At 32.2% G+C, this 22,445-nt stretch carries 19 protein-coding genes and 7 tRNA genes; 23 read left to right on the top strand and 3 right to left on the bottom strand.

Annotated elements, in window-relative coordinates; genetic code table 11:
- Window positions 1-15 precede the first annotated feature (15 nt).
- From HSACCH_RS05755 to HSACCH_RS05715, 9 genes are all read left to right on the top strand, one after another.
- A complete protein-coding gene (locus tag HSACCH_RS05755) occupies window positions 16-1,692 on the top strand; it encodes a ribonuclease J (protein ID WP_005488544.1) in 1,677 nt (558 codons plus the stop codon).
- Between the two features lie 99 nt (window positions 1,693-1,791).
- Window positions 1,792-2,568, top strand: coding sequence for an undecaprenyl-diphosphate phosphatase (locus tag HSACCH_RS05750; protein ID WP_005488543.1), 777 nt, complete (start codon window positions 1,792-1,794; stop codon window positions 2,566-2,568).
- Between the two features lie 38 nt (window positions 2,569-2,606).
- Complete coding sequence (locus tag HSACCH_RS05745; protein WP_005488542.1) at window positions 2,607-4,940, top strand: FtsK/SpoIIIE family DNA translocase; 2,334 nt, start codon at window positions 2,607-2,609, stop codon at window positions 4,938-4,940.
- An 84-nt stretch (window positions 4,941-5,024) separates the two neighbouring features.
- Window positions 5,025-5,756, top strand: a complete 732-nt coding sequence (locus tag HSACCH_RS05740; protein WP_005488541.1) for a GntR family transcriptional regulator — start codon at window positions 5,025-5,027, stop codon at window positions 5,754-5,756.
- A 149-nt stretch (window positions 5,757-5,905) separates the two neighbouring features.
- A complete protein-coding gene (locus HSACCH_RS05735) occupies window positions 5,906-6,988 on the top strand; it encodes a BMP family lipoprotein (protein WP_005488540.1) in 1,083 nt (360 codons plus the stop codon).
- A gap of 89 nt (window positions 6,989-7,077) precedes the next feature.
- Complete coding sequence (locus HSACCH_RS05730; protein WP_005488539.1) at window positions 7,078-8,622, top strand: ABC transporter ATP-binding protein; 1,545 nt, start codon at window positions 7,078-7,080, stop codon at window positions 8,620-8,622.
- A complete protein-coding gene (locus HSACCH_RS05725; protein ID WP_005488537.1) occupies window positions 8,615-9,727 on the top strand; it encodes an ABC transporter permease in 1,113 nt (370 codons plus the stop codon). Before HSACCH_RS05730 ends, HSACCH_RS05725 begins: the two co-directional genes overlap by 8 nt.
- Window positions 9,727-10,626 (top strand): ABC transporter permease, encoded by a 900-nt coding sequence (locus tag HSACCH_RS05720; protein WP_005488536.1) that lies wholly within the window; start codon window positions 9,727-9,729, stop codon window positions 10,624-10,626. The genes HSACCH_RS05725 and HSACCH_RS05720 overlap by 1 nt, the downstream gene beginning before the upstream one ends.
- 272 nt (window positions 10,627-10,898) lie before the next feature.
- The gene (locus HSACCH_RS05715; protein ID WP_005488535.1) at window positions 10,899-12,074 is read left to right on the top strand and encodes a helix-turn-helix domain-containing protein; all 1,176 of its coding nucleotides are present in this window, start codon (window positions 10,899-10,901) and stop codon (window positions 12,072-12,074) included.
- 58 nt (window positions 12,075-12,132) lie between these two features.
- Here the strand turns inward: HSACCH_RS05715 and HSACCH_RS05710 are convergent.
- A tRNA-Tyr gene (locus HSACCH_RS05710) sits at window positions 12,133-12,217 on the bottom strand.
- 24 nt (window positions 12,218-12,241) lie between these two features.
- A tRNA-Glu gene (locus HSACCH_RS05705) sits at window positions 12,242-12,317 on the bottom strand.
- 174 nt (window positions 12,318-12,491) lie between these two features.
- On the opposite strand from HSACCH_RS05705, the gene HSACCH_RS05700 reads away from it, so the two are divergent.
- A complete protein-coding gene (locus HSACCH_RS05700; protein WP_005488534.1) occupies window positions 12,492-12,995 on the top strand; it encodes a tRNA (mnm(5)s(2)U34)-methyltransferase in 504 nt (167 codons plus the stop codon).
- Between the two features lie 118 nt (window positions 12,996-13,113).
- Here HSACCH_RS05700 and HSACCH_RS05695 read toward each other — a convergent pair whose 3' ends face one another.
- Entirely contained in the window at window positions 13,114-14,517 is a 1,404-nt protein-coding gene (locus tag HSACCH_RS05695; protein WP_005488533.1) for a dihydrolipoyl dehydrogenase family protein, read from the bottom strand.
- A gap of 338 nt (window positions 14,518-14,855) precedes the next feature.
- Between HSACCH_RS05695 and HSACCH_RS05690 the strand changes: the two genes are divergently transcribed.
- The 13 genes from HSACCH_RS05690 (at window position 14,856) to recA (ending at window position 22,442) form a co-directional block, all read left to right on the top strand.
- Window positions 14,856-14,931: transfer RNA gene (locus HSACCH_RS05690), tRNA-Trp, on the top strand.
- Window positions 14,932-14,949: 18 nt separating this feature from the next.
- Window positions 14,950-15,025 (top strand) — tRNA-Thr (locus HSACCH_RS05685).
- Window positions 15,026-15,053: 28 nt separating this feature from the next.
- Window positions 15,054-15,129, top strand: a tRNA-Trp gene (locus HSACCH_RS05680).
- 18 nt (window positions 15,130-15,147) lie between these two features.
- Window positions 15,148-15,223 (top strand) — tRNA-Thr (locus HSACCH_RS05675).
- Between the two features lie 150 nt (window positions 15,224-15,373).
- Window positions 15,374-15,667: a DUF2103 domain-containing protein gene (locus tag HSACCH_RS05670; RefSeq protein ID WP_005488531.1), complete on the top strand. Its 294-nt coding sequence runs from the start codon at window positions 15,374-15,376 to the stop codon at window positions 15,665-15,667.
- A 60-nt stretch (window positions 15,668-15,727) separates the two neighbouring features.
- A tRNA-Pro gene (locus tag HSACCH_RS05665) sits at window positions 15,728-15,804 on the top strand.
- A 103-nt stretch (window positions 15,805-15,907) separates the two neighbouring features.
- The gene (gene rimO, locus HSACCH_RS05660) at window positions 15,908-17,242 is read left to right on the top strand and encodes a 30S ribosomal protein S12 methylthiotransferase RimO (protein ID WP_005488528.1); all 1,335 of its coding nucleotides are present in this window, start codon (window positions 15,908-15,910) and stop codon (window positions 17,240-17,242) included.
- Complete coding sequence (pgsA, locus tag HSACCH_RS05655; RefSeq protein WP_005488527.1) at window positions 17,229-17,759, top strand: CDP-diacylglycerol--glycerol-3-phosphate 3-phosphatidyltransferase; 531 nt, start codon at window positions 17,229-17,231, stop codon at window positions 17,757-17,759. The genes rimO and pgsA overlap by 14 nt, the downstream gene beginning before the upstream one ends.
- Window positions 17,760-17,771: 12 nt before the next feature.
- The gene (locus HSACCH_RS05650) at window positions 17,772-18,212 is read left to right on the top strand and encodes a phosphatidylglycerophosphatase A family protein (protein WP_005488525.1); all 441 of its coding nucleotides are present in this window, start codon (window positions 17,772-17,774) and stop codon (window positions 18,210-18,212) included.
- A gap of 87 nt (window positions 18,213-18,299) precedes the next feature.
- Window positions 18,300-19,553 (top strand): CinA family nicotinamide mononucleotide deamidase-related protein, encoded by a 1,254-nt coding sequence (locus HSACCH_RS05645; RefSeq protein ID WP_005488524.1) that lies wholly within the window; start codon window positions 18,300-18,302, stop codon window positions 19,551-19,553.
- Window positions 19,546-20,751: a tetratricopeptide repeat protein gene (locus HSACCH_RS05640; protein WP_005488523.1), complete on the top strand. Its 1,206-nt coding sequence runs from the start codon at window positions 19,546-19,548 to the stop codon at window positions 20,749-20,751. Before HSACCH_RS05645 ends, HSACCH_RS05640 begins: the two co-directional genes overlap by 8 nt.
- 13 nt (window positions 20,752-20,764) lie before the next feature.
- Window positions 20,765-21,307 carry an RNA 2',3'-cyclic phosphodiesterase gene (gene thpR, locus HSACCH_RS05635; protein ID WP_005488522.1) on the top strand — a complete coding sequence of 181 codons (543 nt, stop codon included), beginning with the start codon at window positions 20,765-20,767 and terminating at the stop codon, window positions 21,305-21,307.
- Between the two features lie 94 nt (window positions 21,308-21,401).
- On the top strand, window positions 21,402-22,442 hold the full coding sequence (gene recA / locus HSACCH_RS05630) for a recombinase RecA (protein WP_005488520.1): 1,041 nt from the start codon (window positions 21,402-21,404) through the stop codon (window positions 22,440-22,442).
- Window positions 22,443-22,445: the final 3 nt, after the last annotated feature.

Here is a 22,445-nt window from a genome sequence, read left to right as displayed (position 1 = left end):
TGTTTTGTTTTTTAAATGAATGATAACAATAAAATAAAAAATGTTTCGATGACTACACTTGGTGGAGTAGGAGAAATTGGAAAGAATATGTGGGTTCTGGAAATTGATGATGAAATGTTGATAATTGATTCGGGAGTTAAATTTCCAGAAAATGATTTACTCGGAATAGATCTGGTAATCCCTGATTATGATTATGTGATTAAGAACAAGGATAAAATAAACGGAATTGTTCTAACACATGGACACTTAGATCATATTGGAGGTTTACCGTATCTGTTAAAAGAAATTAATGCTCCTATCTATGGAACTAAATTAACACTGGGTCTACTAGAAGGTAATCTAAAGGAACACCGTTTATTAAAAGATACCAGATTAAAAGTAGTGAACTCAGGCAAGAAATATCAGATTGGGAATTTTGGAGTAGAATTTGTACGTGTAAATCACAGTATCGCTGATACCTGTGCTCTTGCTATTGATACTCCATTAGGTAAAATAGTTTATGCCAGTGACTTTAAGTTTGACCAGACTCCAATTGATGGAGAAGTTGCAGATTTTCATAAGTTGGCTGAACTAGGAGATAGTGAAGAAGGAGTGCTGGCCCTATTTTCTGATAGTACAAATGTTGAACGTGAAGGCTATACTCTTTCCGAAAAAGTAGTAGGAGAAACTGTGGATGAGATATTTAGAGATGAAAGAGAAAGAATTATCATTGCAACCTTTGCCTCTAACATTCATCGAGTTCAGCAGATTGTAGATGCGGCTTTTAAATATAATCGTAAGATTGCATTTACTGGACGCAGCATGCTCAACAATGTAGATATTGCTCGGAGACTTGGTTATTTGCAGGTTCCTGATGATATGATTGTTGATATTAGAGATTGTTCTGATCTACCTGATAGTAAAGTTACTTTACTGACTACAGGAAGTCAGGGAGAGCCTTATGCTGCTCTAACAAGGATGGCCCGAGGAGATCATTATCATATTAATATTAAAGAAGGAGATACAGTTATGATATCTGCTTCTGCTATTCCTGGTAATGAAAAACTAGTTGGAGAAACTATCAATAAACTCTACCGCCGAGGAGCCAATGTAATTTACGAAGATGTTTCTGGTGTCCATGTTTCTGGACATGCAAGTCAGGAAGAATTAAAATTAATGTTAAATCTCGTTAAGCCAAAGTACTTTGTACCGGTGCATGGAGAATATAGACATTTATATAAACACGCTGATCTGGCTGAAAAGAATGGTATTCCAAGTGAGAACATTTATATTGCTGATGTTGGAGATAAGATTAATTTCTCTGATGAAAAAGTTAGTAAGGATTATAATGTTCAATCCGGTGATGTACTAATTGACGGTCTAGGTGTTGGTGATGTTGGAAACATTGTACTACGAGATAGAAAATTATTATCTGAAGATGGCATAATTATAGTTGTAGTTACAATTGATAAACATGGTAATATACTGGTTGGTCCAGATATTATTACCAGAGGATTTGTATACATTAGAGAATCTGAAGAATTAATTGAAGCTGCTACTCAACGTGTTGAAGATGCACTAAAAGACTGTGAAGAAAACAATGTTACAGAATGGTCAGTGCTCAAAAACACTATTAAAAATTCGCTTAATAATTATATTTATCAAAAAATAAAAAGAAATCCAATGATTTTACCTGTGATTATGGAAGTATAGAAACTAAGATTAAATTAACCAGCTGTGTAAAAGCAGCTGGTTTTAAATTTGAACATATGTTTCTGAGTGTGTTATAATGATTAGAAGGAGGAACAAAAATTGAATAGTTTTCAGGCTATATTTTTAGGATTAATTCAAGGTTTGACTGAATTTATTCCGGTCAGCAGTTCTGGCCACTTAGTTATTGCTCAAAGCTTTTTAGATATTAGAGAAGATCAGATATTATTTAATGTAATTTTACATATTGGGACTTTAATTCCGATTTTTATTATTTTTTGGCAGGATATTAAAGATATGATTTTATTTAAAAAAGAAAAAAGAAAAGAGACATTTTATATTTTACTTGCAATTATACCAACTGGAATTATTGGTGTTTTATTTGAAGATTTTTTTGAAAATCTTTTTGCAAATGCCTATTTAACAGCATTAATGCTGATTGTGACAGGACTCATTTTATATATTACAGAAAAAATTGACGGTGGAGAAAAAGAAGTAGAAGAATTAAAATTTTGGCAGCCTATATTAGTTGGTTTAGCTCAAAGTTTTGCTATTATTCCTGGTATTTCACGCTCGGGTTCTACAATTGCAGCCTCTTTATTTCAGGGTTTAAATAGAGAAGCCGCAGCTAGATTTTCTTTTTTAATGTCCATACCTGTAATTGGAGGAGCTGGATTTTTACAATTTTTAAATGTAATTGAAAGTGGTACATTTAATCTAGAATTAAAGATAATTATTCTTGGTTTTTTTTCAGCTGTAATTTCAGGCTATCTAGCAATTAAAATTTTACTTAAAGTTTTAGCTGAGAAAAAATTGAATTACTTTAGTTATTACTGCTGGCTGGTAGCTGCAGTGGTTATTTTTATAAATTTGATATGATAAATTAAAGTTTTGATAATTCTTAAGGAGGGGCAGAGATGAGCGATCAAAAAAATGATCCTAAAATTGAAAAAAGAAAAAATGAGATTTTGGGTCTATTTTTAATTACCTTTGCTGCAATCAGTTATTTTGCAATCTTTAATAAATCTGCAGGTTTATTAGGCAATTATATGAGTAAAGGCTATTATTTTTTAGTTGGGAGCGGCAGCTATATTTTGCCCCTTTTATTTATCTATTGGGGGATTCAATTAATTCGGTCCAAAAAAATTAAATTTTCGACTAAGTTTTTAGGACTTATAATTTCTTTTATAGCAATTATCTCTATTTTAAATTTAAATGAAGGTGGACGTTTTTTTCTAAATACACCAGAAAACGCAGCTGGCGGTATAATTGGTGGCGCAATTACTTACTTTTTAGTAGAGTTATTTGCTATTAATGGTGCTTATATCATTCTTTCAGTTTTATTATTAGTTGGTATTTTGCTGCTTTTTGATTTATTTTTACATAATATTTTTCAGAAAACTAAAGCAGGTTTAATTTCAATTAATAATGCAATAAAAAAATCAAAAGAAAAAATAATTTCATTTTTCAGCAATTTATCTTTGGGAAGATTTAATATATTTGCTAAGTTTAACGAAAAAAGAGAAAGCAAGGAATCTAAGAATAAAAATGAAATAAATTCAGATAAAAATTATGCAGCCGATAACCCTGCAGAAGCGAAGCAAGTAAAAAATAAGCAAGTAGAAGATAAGCAAACTAAAATTGATAAAAAGAAAAACTATAAAGATAATGAAAAAAAGAAAGAAAAAGATAGAAAAGACAAAAAGAGTAAAAACAAATCTGCGGACGAAGCGAATAAAAATAAAGAGATAACTGAGGATTTTGATATCAGCAAAGATCAATCTAAAAATATTAATGATCAGGGAGAAAAACACGGAGACTATACATTGCCGGGTATTTCTTTATTAAATGATTCAGGCAAAAAGAGAGCAAAATTAGCAAATAAAAGCGAACTATTAGAGGATACACTTAATAGTTTTGGGGTAGAAGCTAAGGTGATTAATGTTAACCATGGTCCCACAATTACTCGTTATGAGATTCAGCCAGCAACCGGTGTAAAAGTCAGTAAAATTGTAAACTTATCTGATGATATTGCTCTTGCCCTGGCAGCTCGTGATGTGAGGATTGAAGCACCAATACCCGGTAAAGCAGCTGTTGGGATTGAAGTTCCACATGGTAATGATATTACTGTTTCTTTTAGAGATGTTGTTGTTTCAGAAGAATTTCAGAAGGCGGAAGATAAATTAACACTTGCTTTAGGTAAGGGTATTGATGGTGATACAGCAGTCTTTAACCTGGCTAAAATGCCTCATTTATTGGTCGCAGGAGCAACTGGTTCTGGTAAAAGTGTCTGTATTAACACTTTAATCAGCAGTATTTTATATCAAGCTACTCCTGAGGAAGTAAAACTACTTTTAGTCGACCCTAAAAAGGTAGAATTGAATATTTATCAGGGACTACCCCATTTAATTACACCTGTAGTTACTGATCCTAAAAAAGCTGCTAATGTATTGAAACTGGTAGTGGAGGAAATGGAAAATCGTTATGACCTTTTTTCAGAGACAGGAAGCCGAGGTATAGATTCATATAATAAACAACTTGATGATTCAGAGGATAAAATGCCATATATAGTTGTGATCATTGATGAGTTATCAGATTTGATGATGGTAGCTGCAAATGAAGTAGAGGATAATATTTGTAGATTGGCTCAAATGTCAAGAGCTGCAGGGATTCATCTGATTATTGCAACTCAAAGACCTTCAGTAGATGTAATAACAGGACTTATTAAAGCAAACATTCCAAGCAGAATTTCTTTTGCGGTTTCATCTGCAACAGACTCACGCACAATTTTAGATATGGGTGGAGCTGAAAAATTATTAGGAAAAGGAGATATGCTTTTTGCACCTGTTGGAATGCAGAAACCACAGCGAATACAAGGCGCTTTTCTAACAGATGAAGAAATATCTGACATTACTTCCTTTGTTAAAGACCAGGCAACAGCAGAATATAAGATAGAAAAAGATGACATTAAAGAAGTAGAATTATCTATAGATGATGAACAAGATGAATTATATGAAGAAGCAGTAAAATTAGTTGTTAAATATAGAGCCTCAATTTCAATGCTGCAGCGAAGACTTCATATTGGCCATTCACGCGCTGCAAGACTTATTGATACTATGGAAGAAGATGGTATTGTAGGACCTTATGCGGGCAGTAAACCGCGCGAAGTTTTAGTTGAAGAATCTGATTTAGAAACCATACTCAACGGTGATTTTGAAAAAGAGGAAGCAGACGCTAGTAAAAACAGCTAATTCTTGACAAAAAAATTGAATTGTGATACTATTTAGTTAGTTGTCAGACAGGTAAGACGTCTGAGCAAGGAGGGGTGATAAAGATTGGAAATTTTGAAACAAGATAAAAGACCGCTTTATTTAAAAATCAAGGAACATATTGAAAACTTAATTGATCAAGAAATTTATGAAGCAGGTGATAAACTCCCCTCTGAAACAGCATTTGCTAAAGAACTTGATGTCAGCAGAGCTAGTTTGAGAGAGGCACTTCGAGTTTTAGAAAAAGAAGGTAAAATTATTAAAAGTCAGGGAGTAGGAACTTTTGTTTCTAAACCAATTCCTCGCTTCAAAAGAGGTATTGAAGAATTATTTAGTGTTAGTGATACAATTAAGAATGAAGGATTTACCCCAGGAACAAAGGCTTTAGAAGTTAAAAAAGAAAAAGTAGATAAAAAACTTGCTCTTAAAATGAATATTAAAGAAGATCAAGAAATTTTAAAACTGCAGCGAGTAAGAACGGCCGATGATAAGCCGGTAGTTTTTTGCATTGATTATTTAAATACAAATCTTTTTCCAATCGCTGTTGATGATGATTTTAATCATTCACTCTTTGATTTGTTGGAAAATAAATATAAGTTAAAAATAAAATATGCTGTTACAGAAATAATACCTGTTACAGCAAAAGAAAAATTAATGCAAAAATTAGATGTAAAAAAAGATACGCCTATCTTACTTTTAGAGCAGATGCATTATGATGAACAGGAACGATTATTTCTTTATTCAAAAAATTATTTTAGAAGTGATCAATTTCAATTCAAAGTATTAAGAAGCAGATAAAATTTATTTTTTTTAATGTATTTAATTTTTGCACAACTTGCTTTTGTTGAGTTCTTATATGTTGCAAATTCAACATAAAAATGTTATATTATATTTGTAATTCACAAAATTTGGTACCATTCAAAAAAATATATGAGGGGGTCATTATTTTGAAAAAAGTTTTAAGTTTAGCTATTGTTTTTGCTTTTGTTATGATGGTTGTTTTTGCAGCAGTTCCAGCAGCTGCACAGGACACTAGAGTAGGTATTGTTCTATCTACAGGTGGTCTTGGAGATTTATCTTTTAATGATGCAGCATATCGCGGCTTACAGAGAGCCGAAGAAGAATTAGGAATTAGTTTCCAATATATCGAGCCAGCTGATCCATCTGAAGATCAAACAGCACTACGTCGTTTTGCATCTAGAGGTTTCGATCTAGTTATTGGTGTAGGTTTTCAGATGGCAGATAGTTTACAGACTGTTGCAGCTGAATATCCAGAAACTAGATTTGCTCATGTAGATCAGGCTTTTCAGGATGTTCCAGATAATATTGTAACATTAAACTTTGCTGAGTGGGAAGGATCCTTCCTTGCAGGAGCTTTAGCAGCTTTAACTAGTGAAAACGGTAATGTAGGATTTGTTGGTGGAGTAGATTTTTCATTAATCCACCGTTTCGAAGGCGGATTTTATCAGGGCGCAAAATACATCGATCCTGATATTGAATTTCAGACAAGATACGCTGATGACTTCGGAGATCCTGCTAGAGGTCGTGAAATTGCACTTGGTATGATTGATGATGGTGCAGATGTAATTTATCATGCAGCTGGTGGTACAGGTTCTGGAGTTTTCCAGGCAGCTGAAGAAGAAGACATTTATGCAATTGGTGTAGATTCCAATCAAAATTATGTAGCACCAGGTTATGTTATTGCAAGTATGCTTAAAAAAGTAGATAACGCTGTATTTGATACAGTTAAATCTGTTGTAGAAGGTAATTATCAGGGCGGAGAAAACTTATACTTTACTCTAGAAGATGGTGGTGTTGATCTAACTAGCTTAACTGAAGTTGGACAGCCAGTAATGGATGCTTTAAACAATGGAACAATTACTGAAGCTGAATTGCAAACTATTGAAGAAATGAAGGAAACAGTTACTTCTCCTCATGCTGATCGGATAGCTGAAATTAAAGAAATGATCATCAATGGTGAAATTGATGTAGAAAATTGGGGAGAAACAGGCAGACCTGATAACCTTTAATAATTAGTACAAATTATATTTAACTTAAAGGGCTCTGCTTTTTTAGCAGAGCCCAATTAATTTCTAGTATATTTTAGGGAGGAATAATCATGCCCAGGGAAGATAATTATATTTTAGATATGCAGAATATAACTAAAATATTTCCAGGTGTAAAAGCAAATGATAATGTTAATTTATCAATTAAAGAAGGGGAGATCCATGCCCTTGTTGGAGAAAATGGTGCTGGTAAAACAACTTTAATGAATGTTTTATATGGCCTTTATGATCCTGATGGTGGCCAGGTTTTTTATGAAGGAAATAAAATTAATTTAGACGGACCCCAGGATGCTATTAAATTAGGGATAGGAATGGTTCATCAGCACTTTATGTTGGTTGATCCACTAACTGTAACCGAAAACATCGTGCTTGGTAATGAACCTCGCAGCGGCCTGATGTTAGATCAGAAAACTGCAAAAAGAGAAGTTAAAGAGATTTCTGAAAAATATGGTCTATTTGTAGATCCTGAAGCTAAAATAGAGGATATTTCTGTTGGAATGCAGCAGCGAGTAGAAATCATTAAAACTTTATATAGAGGTGCAGAACTTTTAATTTTTGATGAACCAACTGCGGTTTTAACTCCACAGGAAATTGATGAATTATTTGATATTTTTAAATCTTTAAAAGAACAGGGTAAAACCATTATTTTTATTACCCACAAACTTAAAGAAGTTAAAGAAATTTCTGATAGAATTACTGTTTTACGTTCAGGTAAAAGTGTTGATACTGTCAATACCGAAGATGTTAGTGAAGAAGATGTGGCTGAGTTAATGGTTGGAAGACAGGTTTTATTAGAGGTTGAAAAAACTGAAGCTAAACCTGGTGCAGAAATATTTAATGTTGAAAACTTAAATATAAAAGATAATAGAGGTATTCCTGCAGTAAAAGATATATCATTATCAGTTAAAAAAGGAGAAATTCTTGGTATTGCAGGTGTAGAAGGTAATGGTCAGTCAGAATTAATTGAAGCCATAACCGGGCTTCGCGATATCGAAAGTGGAAAAATAAAACTCCGGGACAAAGATATAAGTAAATATAATGCACGAGAGATAAAAAGAGAAAAAGTAGCACATATACCAGAAGATAGACAAAAACGTGGTCTTATTATGGATTTTGATCTCAAAGAAAATATTATTTTAGGGTACCATGATTTAAATCCGTTTTCTAAAAATGGAGTTATGCAGTATGATAATATAGCTCAATATACAGCAGATTTAATTAAAAAATACGATATACGTGGCGGCGGAATGGAAGCGAAGGCTAAAAATTTATCTGGTGGTAATCAACAAAAACTTATTGTTGCTAGAGAGTTTTCCCATGACCCTGAATTTTTAATTGCCTCTCAACCAACCCGTGGTGTAGATGTTGGCTCAATAGAATTTATTCACAAACAGATTGTTGATCGCAGAGATGCAGGTGCAGGAGTATTATTGGTTTCTGCAGAATTAAGCGAGGTATTATCTTTAAGTGATAGAATTGCGGTAATTTTTGAAGGAGAAATTGTTGATGTTTTAAAAGCTTCAGAAACAGATGAAAGAGAACTTGGTAAATTGATGACTGGTTCTAAAACTGAAGCAGGAGGTGAGAGTAGTGAATAAATATTCAGATAAAATAAAATCTATTTTAACAGATTTAGCTTTGTCTTTATTCTCAATAATTGTTGCACTAATCGTTGGTACATTATTTATATATTTAACCGATAAATCACCTGTAGATGCATATTCTGCTTTATACATAGGTGCTTTTGGTAGTTTTAGAGCAATCGCAAATACTTTGTGGCGCTCGACCCCCTTGATTTTAACTGGACTAGCTGTAGCTCTACCATTTAGAGCTGGTTTATTTAATATTGGGGCAGAAGGACAGCTTCTAATGGGAGGATTTACTGCAGGAGTTGTTGGTTTTTATTTTACTTCTTTACCTGCATTTATTCATCTTCCTTTTGCTATTATAGCCGGAATGTTTGTCGGTGGTCTCTGGGGAGGTTTACCTGGTTTATTAAAAGCTAAAATGGATGTACACGAAGTTATAGCGACTATCATGTTAAATCATATTGCTATTGCTTTGACTATTAATTATGGTATTAATATCTTTAGAAATACAGGTCGACCAGCTACTCCTAGAATAATGGAATCTGCTTCAATGTTTAACTTTAAAAATATTATGGATTATCCGCTATTATCCAATCTTCCTTTTGCTGAATTGTTTGCAAGTCCTGCAATTAGACTTCATATCAACTTTTTTCTTGCTCTTATAGCAGCCGTTGTTTTATGGTATTTATTATTTAAAACTACACTTGGTTATGAAATGAGAGCAGTTGGTTTTAATCCAGATGGTGCCGAATATGGTGGTATTAATGCCAGCAAAGGTATTATAACTGCTATGTTTATTAGTGGTGCTGTTGCCGGATTAGCTGGAGTCGGTGAAGTATTAGGAACCCATTTAAGTTTTATAAATGGTATGGACGCGGGTTATGGTTTCACTGGAATCGCTGTTGCTTTAATTGGTCAGACACATCCAATTGGAGTTATTTTAGGTGGTCTTTTATTTGGAGCATTAGCACAGGGTGGTCTGGAAATGCAATTTTCAGGTATTCCGTCTGAAATTGTAATGTTAATTCAGGCTTTAGTCATCTTCTTTGTTGCAGCCCTCCAGGTCTTTAAAGTATATCTTGCTAAGAAAAAAGCTAAAGGAGGGGTTGAATAATGGATACATTAAAACAAATATTTTCTTTATCATTAATTCTTGCAAGTTTTCGTTTTGCTACTCCTTTAATATTAGCAGCATTAGGAGGTATTTTTTCTGAGAGATCCGGTGTTGTTAATATTGCTTTAGAAGGTATGATGCTTATTGGCGCTTTTGCAGCAGTTTATGGTAGTGCAAGTACTGGAAGTCCCTGGATTGGTGTTTTGTATTCAATGATTGCTGGTTTGTCTTTTGCGGCGATTTTAGCCCTTGTTTGTGTAACCTTTAAGGCAAATCAAATTGTAGTTGCTACCGGTATTAATATTTTTGCCTCTGGAATTACAATTTTCTTACTGCAGGTATTATTTGGAGTAAAAGGTACTTCTCCAATCGTAACTAGATTACCTGCTTTTAGAGTCTTAGGAGTTAGATATAACCCGATTACCTATATTGCTTTGATCTTAGTTCCAGTTGTTTGGTTTATTTTCTTTAAAACCCACTGGGGTCTTAGAATTAGATCCATTGGTGAACATCCAGCAGCAGCTGATACACTAGGTATCAATGTTAATAGATGGAGATTTATCAGTGTTTTAATAAGTGGTGTTTTAGCAGGTTTAGCAGGAGCACACTTATCGATAGGTGATGGTAGTGCTTTTGTTAGAGAAATGTCTGCCGGCCGTGGTTTTATTGCTCTAGCGGCTATGATTTTTGGTAAATGGCATCCTTTTGGTGCCTTTGGTGCTGCAATGTTATTTGGTTTTGCAGAAGCTGTTGCAGTTCGAGTAGATTTTCCGTTTATACCTTCAGAACTAATTAGTGCAATACCTTATGTACTTACTCTAGTTGTACTAGCTGGATTTTTTGGTAAATCAACTCCGCCTGCAGCCTCAGGTGAGCCATATTATAAAGGCGAGAAATAATTAAAAATAAAAAATAAATATAAATATAGATACATTATTAAAGAGCAGCTTTAAGCTGCTCTTTTTGTTTTGAAGCAAACTTTTATTAAATATCTAATCCAAACAATCTCAAAAACCGTGCATTGCAACTTGCAATTAACCTTATAAAAAATAATCTAACAAAACAATTAAATAAATCATTAAAGTATGTTATAATATAATAGAGTTTTTATTTAAGATCAGCAAAATTTAATTATTAATATAGATTGTTATTGTAAAAGGAGGATATTTCATTGGAAGATATAGAGTTAGGAACATTATTGAAAAAGGCAAGACAAGAAAAAGGATTAACTCTTAACGATATTCAAGAACTAACAAAAATTAGAAAAAAATATTTAGAAGCTATAGAAGCGAATAATTTTGATGTTCTTCCAGGCAAGGTTTATTTAAAAGTTTTTATCAAAGGCTATGCTAGAGAGGTTGATATAAATTATAAAGAACTTTTAAATTACTATCCAGTTCTAAATATTAAAGAGGAAAGTAAAAGCCCTATCCATCAAGATTATCTTGATGGAACAAAGGTAACTCATAAAGTGAAAGGGAATAAGGGTCGCAAAAAAAGTATTTTTAAAATTATTTTTATTGTACTTATTTCTTTATTTTTAATTGCTGCTGGAGTTTATACATTTCAGTATTTTGCGAGTTCAGAAATAAGATTATTAAATCAAAATGTTAATGATGAACAAAACATTGAGGAGAATGCCTTAATTTTAGAGAATACAGAAGATAGTAATCAGCAAAATAATGAAAATAATAAAACTGAAGCAGAAATGGAAGCAGAATTAGCAGATATAAATAATGAAAATGATATTTTAGATTCTATAGATCCAGAAATATTATCTGATCAGAATACTGAAATTATAAATCCAAATAATTTTAATGATATGGAAGGGATTAATTCAGCTGAAAGTGATAAAATAACTGAAATTATTGTTTCCAATAATCTAATGGAAGAACAGAATATAGTCGAGGATACTTTAACTAATATTAATGAAGATAATAATCAGCAAATTGATGTTGATGAGAATATTGAAATTAATGAAACTTTAACAATGAATGATGCCGATACAAAGCCTGAAAACTCATCTGAAATTGCTGAAAATAACGAAACAGAGGCTCAAAGCAGTGAAATGGATAAAACCATTAATTTTATGGCATCTGACACTGTTTGGGTTAATATAAGGCTTGATGGAGAAACCGCTTTTAGTGGTATTTTAGAAGCTGGAGACAGCAGAGATTTTGAACTTAATAATGAACTCTACATTAAAATTGGTAATGCAGGAGCTATAACAGCTGTAGTTAATGGAGAAGAACGCGGCCCCTGGAGTGGACCAGCCGGAATTGCAGAAGTAGAATTTAAAGTTGAAGATGATAAAATAAATATAAATAATTTAAGAGAAGACAACTAAATTTAAAAACAAAAAAACACCCGTTAATACGGGTGTTTTAATATCATAATAAAAAAAATGGTGGAGGGAAAAGGATTTGAACCTTTGTAGGCATCGCCGGCAGATTTACAGTCTGCTCCCTTTAACCACTCGGGCATCCCTCCATATAATTTAAATAAATATAAAATTGGTACCCTCAAGGGGATTCGAACCCCTGCCGCCAGGATGAAAACCTGGTGTCCTAGACCCCTAGACGATGAGGGCAGATATCTTTTTCGCAAGCACAATTAATAGTATATATTAACTTTAGTTCATCGTCAATTGAATTTATTTCTAATTATAGATTATTTGAGTAGATTAAGTTAATAATACTTTAATTTTTTAGCTATATCTTAATCTTAAATTAATAGACAAATTAATTGAAAAAGGGTGATTTAGATGCAAAATGATTTTTTAAATGCGGTAGAATTTTCTCATTATTTATTAGAAAAAGAAGTTGAAATAGGAGATGTTGTACTTGATGCTACAGCTGGAAATGGCCATGATACTAAATTTTTAGCTGAATTAGTAGGAGAAGAGGGAAAGGTTTATGCTTTTGATATTCAGCAGGAAGCATTAGATAATACTGCTGATTTATTAGAAACTAATTCTTTAGCAAAACAGTGTAAGCTAATCAAGTCAGATCATGCTGAAATAGATAAATATGTTGAAGAAGACTTAGATACTGTTATTTTCAATCTTGGTTATTTACCAGGAGGAAATAAGGAAATTATAACTAAAAGCGAGAGTACAATAACTGCTCTTAAAAAATCTTTAAAACTATTAAAAGAAACAGGTTTAGTTATTCTTGTTATTTATAGTGGACATCAGGGTGGAGAAAAAGAAAAAGAATCAATCTTAAATTATAGTTCAAATTTAGATTATAAAAATATAATGTTTTAAATTATAAATTTCTTAATCAACCAGGGCCACCACCAGAAATCATCGCCATTAAAAAAAGAAAATAAAAACAAAAAAAGCAGGCATTTTGCCTGCTTTAATTGTAGTAGTACATATTTTTTTAAATAAACTTTTTAGCTAATTTAGGAACCATTCCTGTATTAGTTTTTCCCATCATCCATTTTTCAGCTATTCTTTTATTCATTAACGAAATTGTTGGAAAAGAGTGCTGAGTCATCATTAAATCAAACATTGAAATATTATGCTGAATTGCTAAAATCCATTCATGGATTAATTCACTTGCCTGTTCTCCAACAATAGTAGCACCATAGATTTTACCTTTACTGTTAGTTATTACTTTTACAAAACCTTCTGGTTTACCATCAGCAATTGCCCGTCCATAATTTTCATACTTTTCTTTGACTACCTGATAATTTATATTTTTTTCTTTTGCTTCTTTTTCTGTCAAACCAGCTTGAGCAATTTCTGGTTTTGTGAAAACAGACCAGGGAACAAGGAAATCATCATATTTGAACTGTTTAATGGGAGTCGGATTAATAGCATTCATTAAAGCTAACATTCCCTGATGCATTGCAGCATGGGACAGAAGTGCCTTACCATTACAATCTCCAACAGCATAAACTCCTTTAACATTTGTTTCTAATCGTTTATTTATTTTTATACCATTTTTATCATAGTCTATACCCGCATTATCAAGTTGTAGTGGTTCTAAAACAGCTTTTCTTCCTGTAGCTACAAGAATTTCATCTGATTCAAATACACCAGCATCTGTATGAGTAATAATTTTGCCATCTTTTTCTTCAACTTTATTAATTCCAGTACTGTTATAAACACCAATACCTTCTTTTTTAAATTTTTCTTCTAGAACTCGACCCGCTTCTTCATCACCAGTTGGAACCAGGTGATCATCTATCTGGAACATATTGATTTCTGCGCCCAATCTAGAAAAAGCTTGAGCCATTTCAGAACCAATTGCTCCACCACCAATAATAGTTAGTTTTTCTGGGATATCTTCCTGCTCAAAAATATTTAAATTAGTTAAACGGTGTACATCCTTTAAACCAGGGATAGGTGGAATTAATGGTTCAGTACCAGTAGCAATAAATATTTTATCAGCTGTATACTGCTTCCCATCAACTTCAATAACTTTTTTATCTACAAATTTTGCTTCCCCTTGATTAATAATTAATTCTGCTCTCTCAAAGGCTTTCATTGTTTTACTGCCGCTAATTTCTCCAACTTTTTCTCTTACTATTTCTAAAGGGTTTTCAATTTCAGTTTTTCCTGAGAAATTAATTCCAAATTTCTTTAAATTTTCAGTTACTTCATTAACTTCTCCTGCTTTTAATAAAGCCTTACTAGGAACACAGCCGTAATTTAAACATTCTCCCCCAACTTTATGTTTCTCAATTGAGAGAACATCTAGATCCATATTTGCTGCCATAGCAGTTACTGCCATTCCTGCAGGACCCATTCCAATAACTATCAAATCATGTTTTTCCATTTTAAACCACCTCATATTAACAATATATTTAACATTTACGATATAATCATAATATATAATTAAAAAAATATCAAGTTATTTATAATATTTAGTGTATAAAAACACGAAATGTATTCGGCTTTACATTTAAAAAAATATATAAAGGAGATAATTGTCTTTGTAAGAATTTTTTGATAATAAAACAAATAAAATATAATGAAATCAGGGGTAAAATTAAGTATTTTAAAGAAAAACAGGATTAAACTAAGCTAATATTAGATAATTAAAGAAATAGTACTTGACCTATCACCATAACTTTATTATAATAATTATTGCTTGATTGAAAAACGCCTCTTCATAGGGGAGTAGCTCAACTGGCAGAGTAGTGGACTCCAAATCCATTGGTTGCAGGTTCAATTCCTGTCTCCCCTGCCATTTTAAATTTTATACTGTGCTGATGTAGCTCAATTGGTAGAGCAGCTCACTTGTAATGAGCAGGTTACCAGTTCAAGTCTGGTCATCAGCTCCATTTTTTAAAATAACATATTGTATAATGTAGGGGAGTAGCTCAACTGGCAGAGTAGTGGACTCCAAATCCATTGGTTGCAGGTTCAATTCCTGTCTCCCCTGCCATTTTAAATTTTATACTGTGCTGATGTAGCTCAATTGGTAGAGCAGCTCACTTGTAATGAGCAGGTTACCAGTTCAAGTCTGGTCATCAGCTCCATTGAATTTTAAGGAAGTCAATTTTGGCTTTCTTTTTTTTATTTAATAATAATTAAATTTGATTTATATGATAAAATAGAAAAATACAAAGTTTGCTTGTATTTGCGGCATTAATCTATCGATGTTATAATTAACTGAGGATGTGATCTAAATGGCTAATAAGTACAGGCATAATAAAGTTAAGCAAGAACATACAATAATCGAGGATATACTACCTTTGTTAGAAGATATAGCTCTTTCTAAATTAATTAAGAGTATAATTCCGGGCCGAATTAATAGGAGAAAAGGAAGTGGAACTCCTGCTTATATTCAATTAAAATATAATACCCAAAGTGGTATTAAATTGATAGCTAAAAATAGTTCTTCACTGCAGGAAATTTTTGTAGTGACTGATTATCCAGATAAAACAATGGAATACTTAAAAAAACTAGATTATATAAAATAAAATAGCTGTTAAATATTTGACAAAAAGACTTAATTTGTATATAATATTTTTTGTCGATAACGGGCTATGGCGCAGCTTGGTAGCGCGCTACACTGGGGGTGTAGAGGTCTCCGGTTCAAATCCGGATAGCCCGACCATTTCAGAAATAAAGCCCTTTAAGGGCTTTTTTGTAGTTATAGAGCTTATAATTTGGAATAATATGAATTTGTTTTTAAATTATGACATTATAAAGGAGTAAAAATGATAAAATATTCTTTAATGACCTTAGGCTGTCCCAAAAATGAGGTTGACAGTCAGCATATGAATGGATTTTTAAGAGGAGAAAAAGATTTTAAATATACTAATGACTTTAAAAAAGCAGAAGTAATAGTAATCAATACCTGTGGTTTTATACAGGATGCTAAAGAAGAATCAATTGAAACAATTTTAACAGCATTAGAATATAAAAATAAATATAACTGTAAGTCCGTTATTGTTACCGGCTGCTTAACTCAAAGATATAGTGAGGAGTTAAAAAAGGATATTCCAGAAATTGATGCTATCCTGGGGACTTCAAACTTTGATGAAATAGCAGAAGTTATTAGAGAAAGTTTAGAAGGCAAAGAAACTGGAGGTATAGAAGAGGCAGGTTTTGATTATAGTTCTTCCTTACCGCGCGAATTAGATAATAACGTTTATGCTTATCTGAAGATAGCTGAAGGCTGTAATAACAATTGTACCTACTGCAGCATACCTCAGATTAGGGGAACGGTTAAAAGTAGATCAATTGCTGACATTGTAGCTGAGGCAAAAAGAATCGCAGAATCGGGAATAAAAGAAATAATTATTATTGCTCAGGATACAACTCAATATGGAATTGATATTTATGGTCGTTCTGCTTTAGCTCCGCTTTTAAAAAAATTAGCAGAAGTAGAAGGCATCAAATGGATTCGTGTTTTATACAGCTACCCTGAATTTATAACAGATGAAATTATAGATGTTTTTGCTGAAGAAGAAAAAATCTGTAATTATTTTGATCTTCCAATTCAGCATTCTTCAGAAAAAATAAGAAAATTAATGAATCGTAAAGGAACTGAAGCAGATATCGCTAATATAATAAATAAGATTAGAAATAAAATTCCTGATGCTAAACTTAGAACTTCTTTAATTACTGGTTTTCCTGGAGAAGATGAAAAAGATTTTGAGCAGTTAAAAGAGTTTGTTAAAAAATACAAATTTGATAGACTGGGTGTTTTTGAATTTTCTAGAGAAGAAGGAACTGCAGCATATAACTTTGAGCATCGAGTGCCCGCAGAAATTAAAGCAGAACGTAAAGAAGAAATTATGCAGTTGCAGCAGGAAATTTCACTTAGTAAGAACCAGAAATTTGTAAATAAAAAATTAGAAATCATTATCGAGGATCAAGACCAAGAAAACTATTTAGCTCGCTCACGTTATGATTCGCCTGAGATAGATAATCAAATTTACATTCCAATTGAAAATCATGAGCTTCAGATTGGAGAGATTTATGAGGCTGTAATAAAAGAGGCCTTCCATTATGATTTAATAGGAGAGATCGAGAATGAACGTACCTAATAAATTATCTACATTAAGAATTTTGCTGGTTCCAATAATTATTTATTTGCTTTTTATTAACACTTTAAGTTCTAGTATTGCTGCTTTAGTAGTCTTTGCTCTGGCTGCTTTAACTGATAAATATGATGGTTATTATGCCAGAAAGCATGATTTGATAACGACTTTGGGTAAAATTCTTGATCCACTGGCAGATAAACTCTTAATTATTGGTGTTTTTACTGCTTTTGTGCAAATTGGAGTTTTATCTACCTGGCCGCTGCTAATTATTGTGGCAAGAGAACTTGCAGTAACTGGATTACGAGTGGTTGCAGCTGATCAGGGTTCAGTAATTCCAGCTAATATCTGGGGTAAAACTAAAACTACTATTCAGATGATAACCGCTATTGCCTTAATTATTGACCCTAAAATTTTCGAGCTACCTTTTATTCTAACTGAAGGATTAGTCTGGCTGACTGTATTAATAACTATTTATTCAGGTTATACCTATTTTGCTGGGGCAGAGGTTGATTATTCTTAAGGGGAGGAAGTTATGCTTAAAAAAATAAATCATTTTTTGGCAACAGGTTTTTATAGTGGACATCTTCCCTATGCACCTGGAACCTGGGGTTCATTATTAATGGTCTTACTTGTTTTTACCTTTCCGTTATTAAATAACATCTATTTCATATCTGCTCTTTCTATAGGTGGAATTGCCATAGCTGATTTTGAAGAAAGGCAGACAGGCATCAAAGATGATAGTAAAATAGTGATAGATGAGATGGCCGGTCAGTTATTAGCATATTATACTTTACCATTAAATATACCAGTTTTAATCGGAGGCTTCATTTTATTTAGAATTTTTGATATTACTAAACCCTGGTTGATCGATAAAGTTCAAGATTTACCCTCGGGTTGGGGAGTAATGCTGGATGATATTTTAGCAGGATTAACTACTTTAATAATTTTAAAAATAATTATCTTTATAATTTGATAATTTTAATCAGATTTTAATTCAATCGACCTTTATAGGGTCGATTTTATTTATTTAAAATGTTATAATTAATAAGAGGTGGGATTATTGAAAGCAGCGATAGTAGCAACTGGATCAGAATTAATTAGCGGACTTGTGCAGGACAGCAATTCAAAATTTTTAGCAAAGAATTTAAATGACTTAGGTTTTCAACTTGAAAACATTTTCATCTGTGGTGATGAAAAAGATAATATAAAAAATACTATTTTAAAAGCAGCAGAAAATTCGGATTTAGTTTTTATTACAGGTGGACTTGGTCCCACTAAGGATGATCAAACAAAAGAGGCTTTTGCTGAGGCAATGGATTTAGAATTAATTTATTCAAAAGAAATTGAAAATAAACTAAAAAATATTTTTTGCAATCATCAGTCAAATATGACTTCTAATAATCTTTCACAGGCATATTTTCCTGCTGGAGCAGAAATAATTGATAATAACAGAGGCACAGCGCCAGCTTTAAAAGTGGAAACTAAAAATAAAAGGTTTTATTTATTACCAGGTGTACCATCAGAGTTAAAGTATTTATTTAAAAAGAAAATTGAGTTAGAATTATTAAACATGACTAAAAATAAAATATTAGTTAAAGAATTTAATTTTATTGGGATTGGTGAATCAACTCTTGCTGCTAAAATTGAAGAGCTAAACTTTCATTCTGCTCTAGAAATTAGTTATCAGGCTGGAAGGGCAGAAGTTAAACTGAGGCTTAAAATTGACGACAGTAAAATCAGTGATCAAAAGCAAAAAAACGAATTAATAAACAAAGCTGCTGCTAAAATAAAAAATCAATTTGAGAATTTGATATATGGAGAAGGTCAAGAAGATATCTTAGATAAAGTTCACAGTTTATTAATTTCTAAAAAGCTGAGTATTGCGACTGCAGAATCATTTACGGGTGGTTTAATAGCTGAGCGATTAACTGAAAAAGGAGGGAGCTCTCAATATTTTTTAGGCTCAATAGTTGCTTATCAACAAAAAATAAAAGAAGATTTATTAAATATTGGTTCCGACTTTTTTAAAAACCATAGTGTTGTGAGTGAGGAATGTGTAACAAAAATGGCAGAAAATGCTGCTGAGATTTTTAATAGTGATCTTGTTGTTGCAACTACAGGAGCAGCTGGGCCTTCGGCACATAATGGTAAAACTGCAGGCACAATGTATTTAGCTCTTAATTATAAGGGTGAGATAAATTGTTTTAAGTTTTCTAAAAATTATGGTAGAAAAATGAATCGGTTTTATGCTTCTCAAATTGCACTTTTCGAAATTTATAAAATGATAAAAGAAAGCGGGGAAAATAATGCTTAAAAAGTTTTTTAATTTACTATTGATTTTTTTATTATTGTTTTCAATCACAAGTTTTGCTTTAGCACAAAATGAAACTGTTGAATCAGAAAAGTCCCCATCAGAAGTTTTTACTGAAGCTTTAAATGACTACAACCAAGGTAATTATGCTTTGGCTGAAGAAAAGTTTAATACTTTAATTGAAAATGATAAATTAGACGAAGGCTTAGAGTTTAGTGTTCTATATTATTCAACAATGACAGCAGTTAATAGAAATCAGGCTGCAAAGGCTATCAATTATTTGGAAAGAATGAATAACCTCGGTTATCAAAGTGGTAAATTGAACTGGAAAATTGGTGAGCTATATCTAAATAAAGATAATCAATTTGATAGTGCAAATTTTGAAGAAGCTTTAAAATATTTAAAAATTGCGGAAGCAGAAGGAGTTACTGAACTAAAATTTAAACGTGATTTAGCTTATGTCCAGTTAGAAAATGATAATTTTAATAATGCTGAAAAATTGTATCAAGAAATAATTGAGATAGATCCGACTGCAGCTGATTATTTGAATCTTGCTAGAATTAAAGAGGTAAAAGGAAATTTAAATCAGGCTGTAGAATATTATGAGTCTGCTTTAGACTTAAATGGGTCTCAATCTTCCCTTTATTTGAATTTAGGTAATTTATATCAGCAGGTTAATGATTATAATTCTGCGGTGTCTATCTATAATCAGGGTATTAAGATTAGAAATGATTTTGCACCTTATTATATTGGGTTAGGAGAAAGTTATCTTGAACTAGAAAACCTTAATGAGGCTAAATCTGCTCTGGAAAAAGCTGTAGAAATTAATACAAACTCTTATTACGGATATTATTTAATGGGTCAGATTGAAAAAGAAAGAGATAATTATAATCAGGCTTTAAATTATTATGGACAATCATTAAAATATAATCCAGATTATGTTCAGGCTTATTTAGCAGAAGGACAAATTCATTTGGAAAGAGAAGAAAATTATCGGGCTATTTCTCGATTTTCACTTGCAGTTGAAAAAAATCCAGATTATGCAGAAAGTCGTTATCTTTTAGGTTTAGCTTATTATAGAGCTGATATGCTGGAAGCTGCAAGAGCCGAATTAAGAAAAGCACTGCATATTAATGATAATTATCAGGAGCCAAGAGAATTATTGGACAGAGTCGAATCTGAATTAGGAATAAATAATTAAAGGGTGTAATAAAATGCGGCTTTTTATAGCAGTAGATATTAATAATAGAAGTAAAAAGTTTATAAAAAAGAAGCTTAAAATATTAAAATCTGAACTGAATGCTGATTTTAAGTGGGTTAAAAAAGAAAACTGGCATTTAACTTTAAAATTTATTGGCGAAGCTTCCGAAATTGATAAAAAAAATCTGATTGAGACATTAAAAAACATTGAATTTAACAGTAAAGGACAATATATCAACTTTGATAAACTTGGTGCTTTTCCAGAGTTTAAAAGAGCTAAAGTTCTGTACTTAGCTTTAAATAAAGGTGAAAATATCCTGAAAACAATTCATAAAAGATTAGAAACGGAAACAGCAAAATATGATTTTGAAAGGGATAATCGGGATTATATTCCACACCTAACTCTAGGAAGAGCCAAAAATAAAAATTCAAGTATCAGTGATAAGTTTAAAAGCCAAAACTTTGTTAACATTTATGCAAAAATTGAGAGTATCACTCTTTATCAAAGTAAGTTAAAAAAAGAAGGGCCAGAATATATTAAATTATTTTCCATTTAATAGAAAACGCTTCTTGCATTAATTAAACATTTGTTCTATAATATAATTAAAGACAAAAATTGCAGTTAAAATAAATTTGGGGAGGACGATAAATTTGGCAACTAGTGATAAAGAAAAAGCGCTTGATAAAGCGGTTAAGAGAATAGAAAAACAATTTGGTAAAGGTTCAATTATGCGATTAGGAGACTCTCAAAAATTAAATGTAGAGGCGATTCCTACAGGGGCTTTACCATTAGATTTAGCTTTAGGTATTGGTGGTATTCCTAAGGGTAGAATCATTGAATTATATGGTAATGAATCATCTGGTAAAACAACCTTGGCTCTGCATATTATTGCAGAAGCACAAAAGTTGGATGGAATAGCAGCTTTTATTGATGCTGAGCATGCCTTAGATCCTAAATATGCAAAAAATTTAGGAGTTAATATTGATAACCTTTTAATTTCACAGCCAGACAGTGGAGAAGAAGCTTTGGAGATTGGAGAAGCTCTTGTCCGCAGTAATGCTGTTGATTTAGTAGTTATTGACTCTGTTGCAGCCTTAGTACCAAAGGCAGAATTAGAAGGAGATATGGGAGATTCTCATATGGGTCTGCAGGCAAGATTGATGTCACAGGCTATGCGTAAATTATCTGGTGCGATTAGTAAATCAAAAGCGGCAGTTGTATTCATTAACCAGATTAGAGAAAAAATTGGTGTAATGTTCGGTAATCCAGAAACAACTCCTGGTGGCCGTGCACTTAAATTCTATTCTTCAGTCAGAATAGAAATGAGAAGATCACAAACTATTAAAGACGGAGATAAATTAATTGGTAGCACAGCCAAAGTTAAGGTAGTTAAAAATAAGGTTGCAGCTCCTTTTAGAAATTGTCAATTTGATATTATGTATGGAACAGGAATTTCACAACCCGGTTGTATTCTTGATTTAGGAGAAGAAACAGGTATTGTTGATCGAGCAGGTTCCTGGTATTCCTATGGTGATGTTCGTCTTGGCCAGGGTAGAGAAAACTCTAAAGAATTTCTGCGCGACAATCCAGAAGTTATGGAAGAAATTGATAATAAAATTAGAGTTAAAGTAGGTCTGATAGAAGGCGAAGATGAGGAAGAAGAAAAAAAGAAAGAAAAGAAAGAGGATTAATTA

Origin of the sequence: Halanaerobium saccharolyticum subsp. saccharolyticum DSM 6643, from assembly GCF_000350165.1 — a bacterium.
In the GTDB taxonomy this organism is placed as follows: Bacteria; Bacillota; Halanaerobiia; order Halanaerobiales; family Halanaerobiaceae; genus Halanaerobium; species Halanaerobium saccharolyticum.
This window is presented reverse-complemented; position numbering and strand designations above follow the sequence as displayed.

Bases quoted from the DNA above. Each gene is read 5' to 3' on its own strand.
- HSACCH_RS05755 (WP_005488544.1), top strand. From the start codon at position 16: ATGAATGATAACAATAAAATAAAAAATGTTTCGATGACTACACTTGGT.
- HSACCH_RS05745 (WP_005488542.1), top strand. From the start codon at position 2,607: ATGAGCGATCAAAAAAATGATCCTAAAATTGAAAAAAGAAAAAATGAG.
- HSACCH_RS05730 (WP_005488539.1), top strand. From the start codon at position 7,078: ATGCCCAGGGAAGATAATTATATTTTAGATATGCAGAATATAACTAAA.
- HSACCH_RS05720 (WP_005488536.1), top strand. From the start codon at position 9,727: ATGGATACATTAAAACAAATATTTTCTTTATCATTAATTCTTGCAAGT.
- HSACCH_RS05700 (WP_005488534.1), top strand. From the start codon at position 12,492: ATGCAAAATGATTTTTTAAATGCGGTAGAATTTTCTCATTATTTATTA.
- HSACCH_RS05695 (WP_005488533.1), bottom strand. From the start codon at position 14,517: ATGGAAAAACATGATTTGATAGTTATTGGAATGGGTCCTGCAGGAATG.
- HSACCH_RS05670 (WP_005488531.1), top strand. From the start codon at position 15,374: ATGGCTAATAAGTACAGGCATAATAAAGTTAAGCAAGAACATACAATA.
- rimO (WP_005488528.1), top strand. From the start codon at position 15,908: ATGATAAAATATTCTTTAATGACCTTAGGCTGTCCCAAAAATGAGGTT.
- pgsA (WP_005488527.1), top strand. From the start codon at position 17,229: ATGAACGTACCTAATAAATTATCTACATTAAGAATTTTGCTGGTTCCA.
- HSACCH_RS05650 (WP_005488525.1), top strand. From the start codon at position 17,772: ATGCTTAAAAAAATAAATCATTTTTTGGCAACAGGTTTTTATAGTGGA.
- HSACCH_RS05640 (WP_005488523.1), top strand. From the start codon at position 19,546: ATGCTTAAAAAGTTTTTTAATTTACTATTGATTTTTTTATTATTGTTT.
- thpR (WP_005488522.1), top strand. From the start codon at position 20,765: ATGCGGCTTTTTATAGCAGTAGATATTAATAATAGAAGTAAAAAGTTT.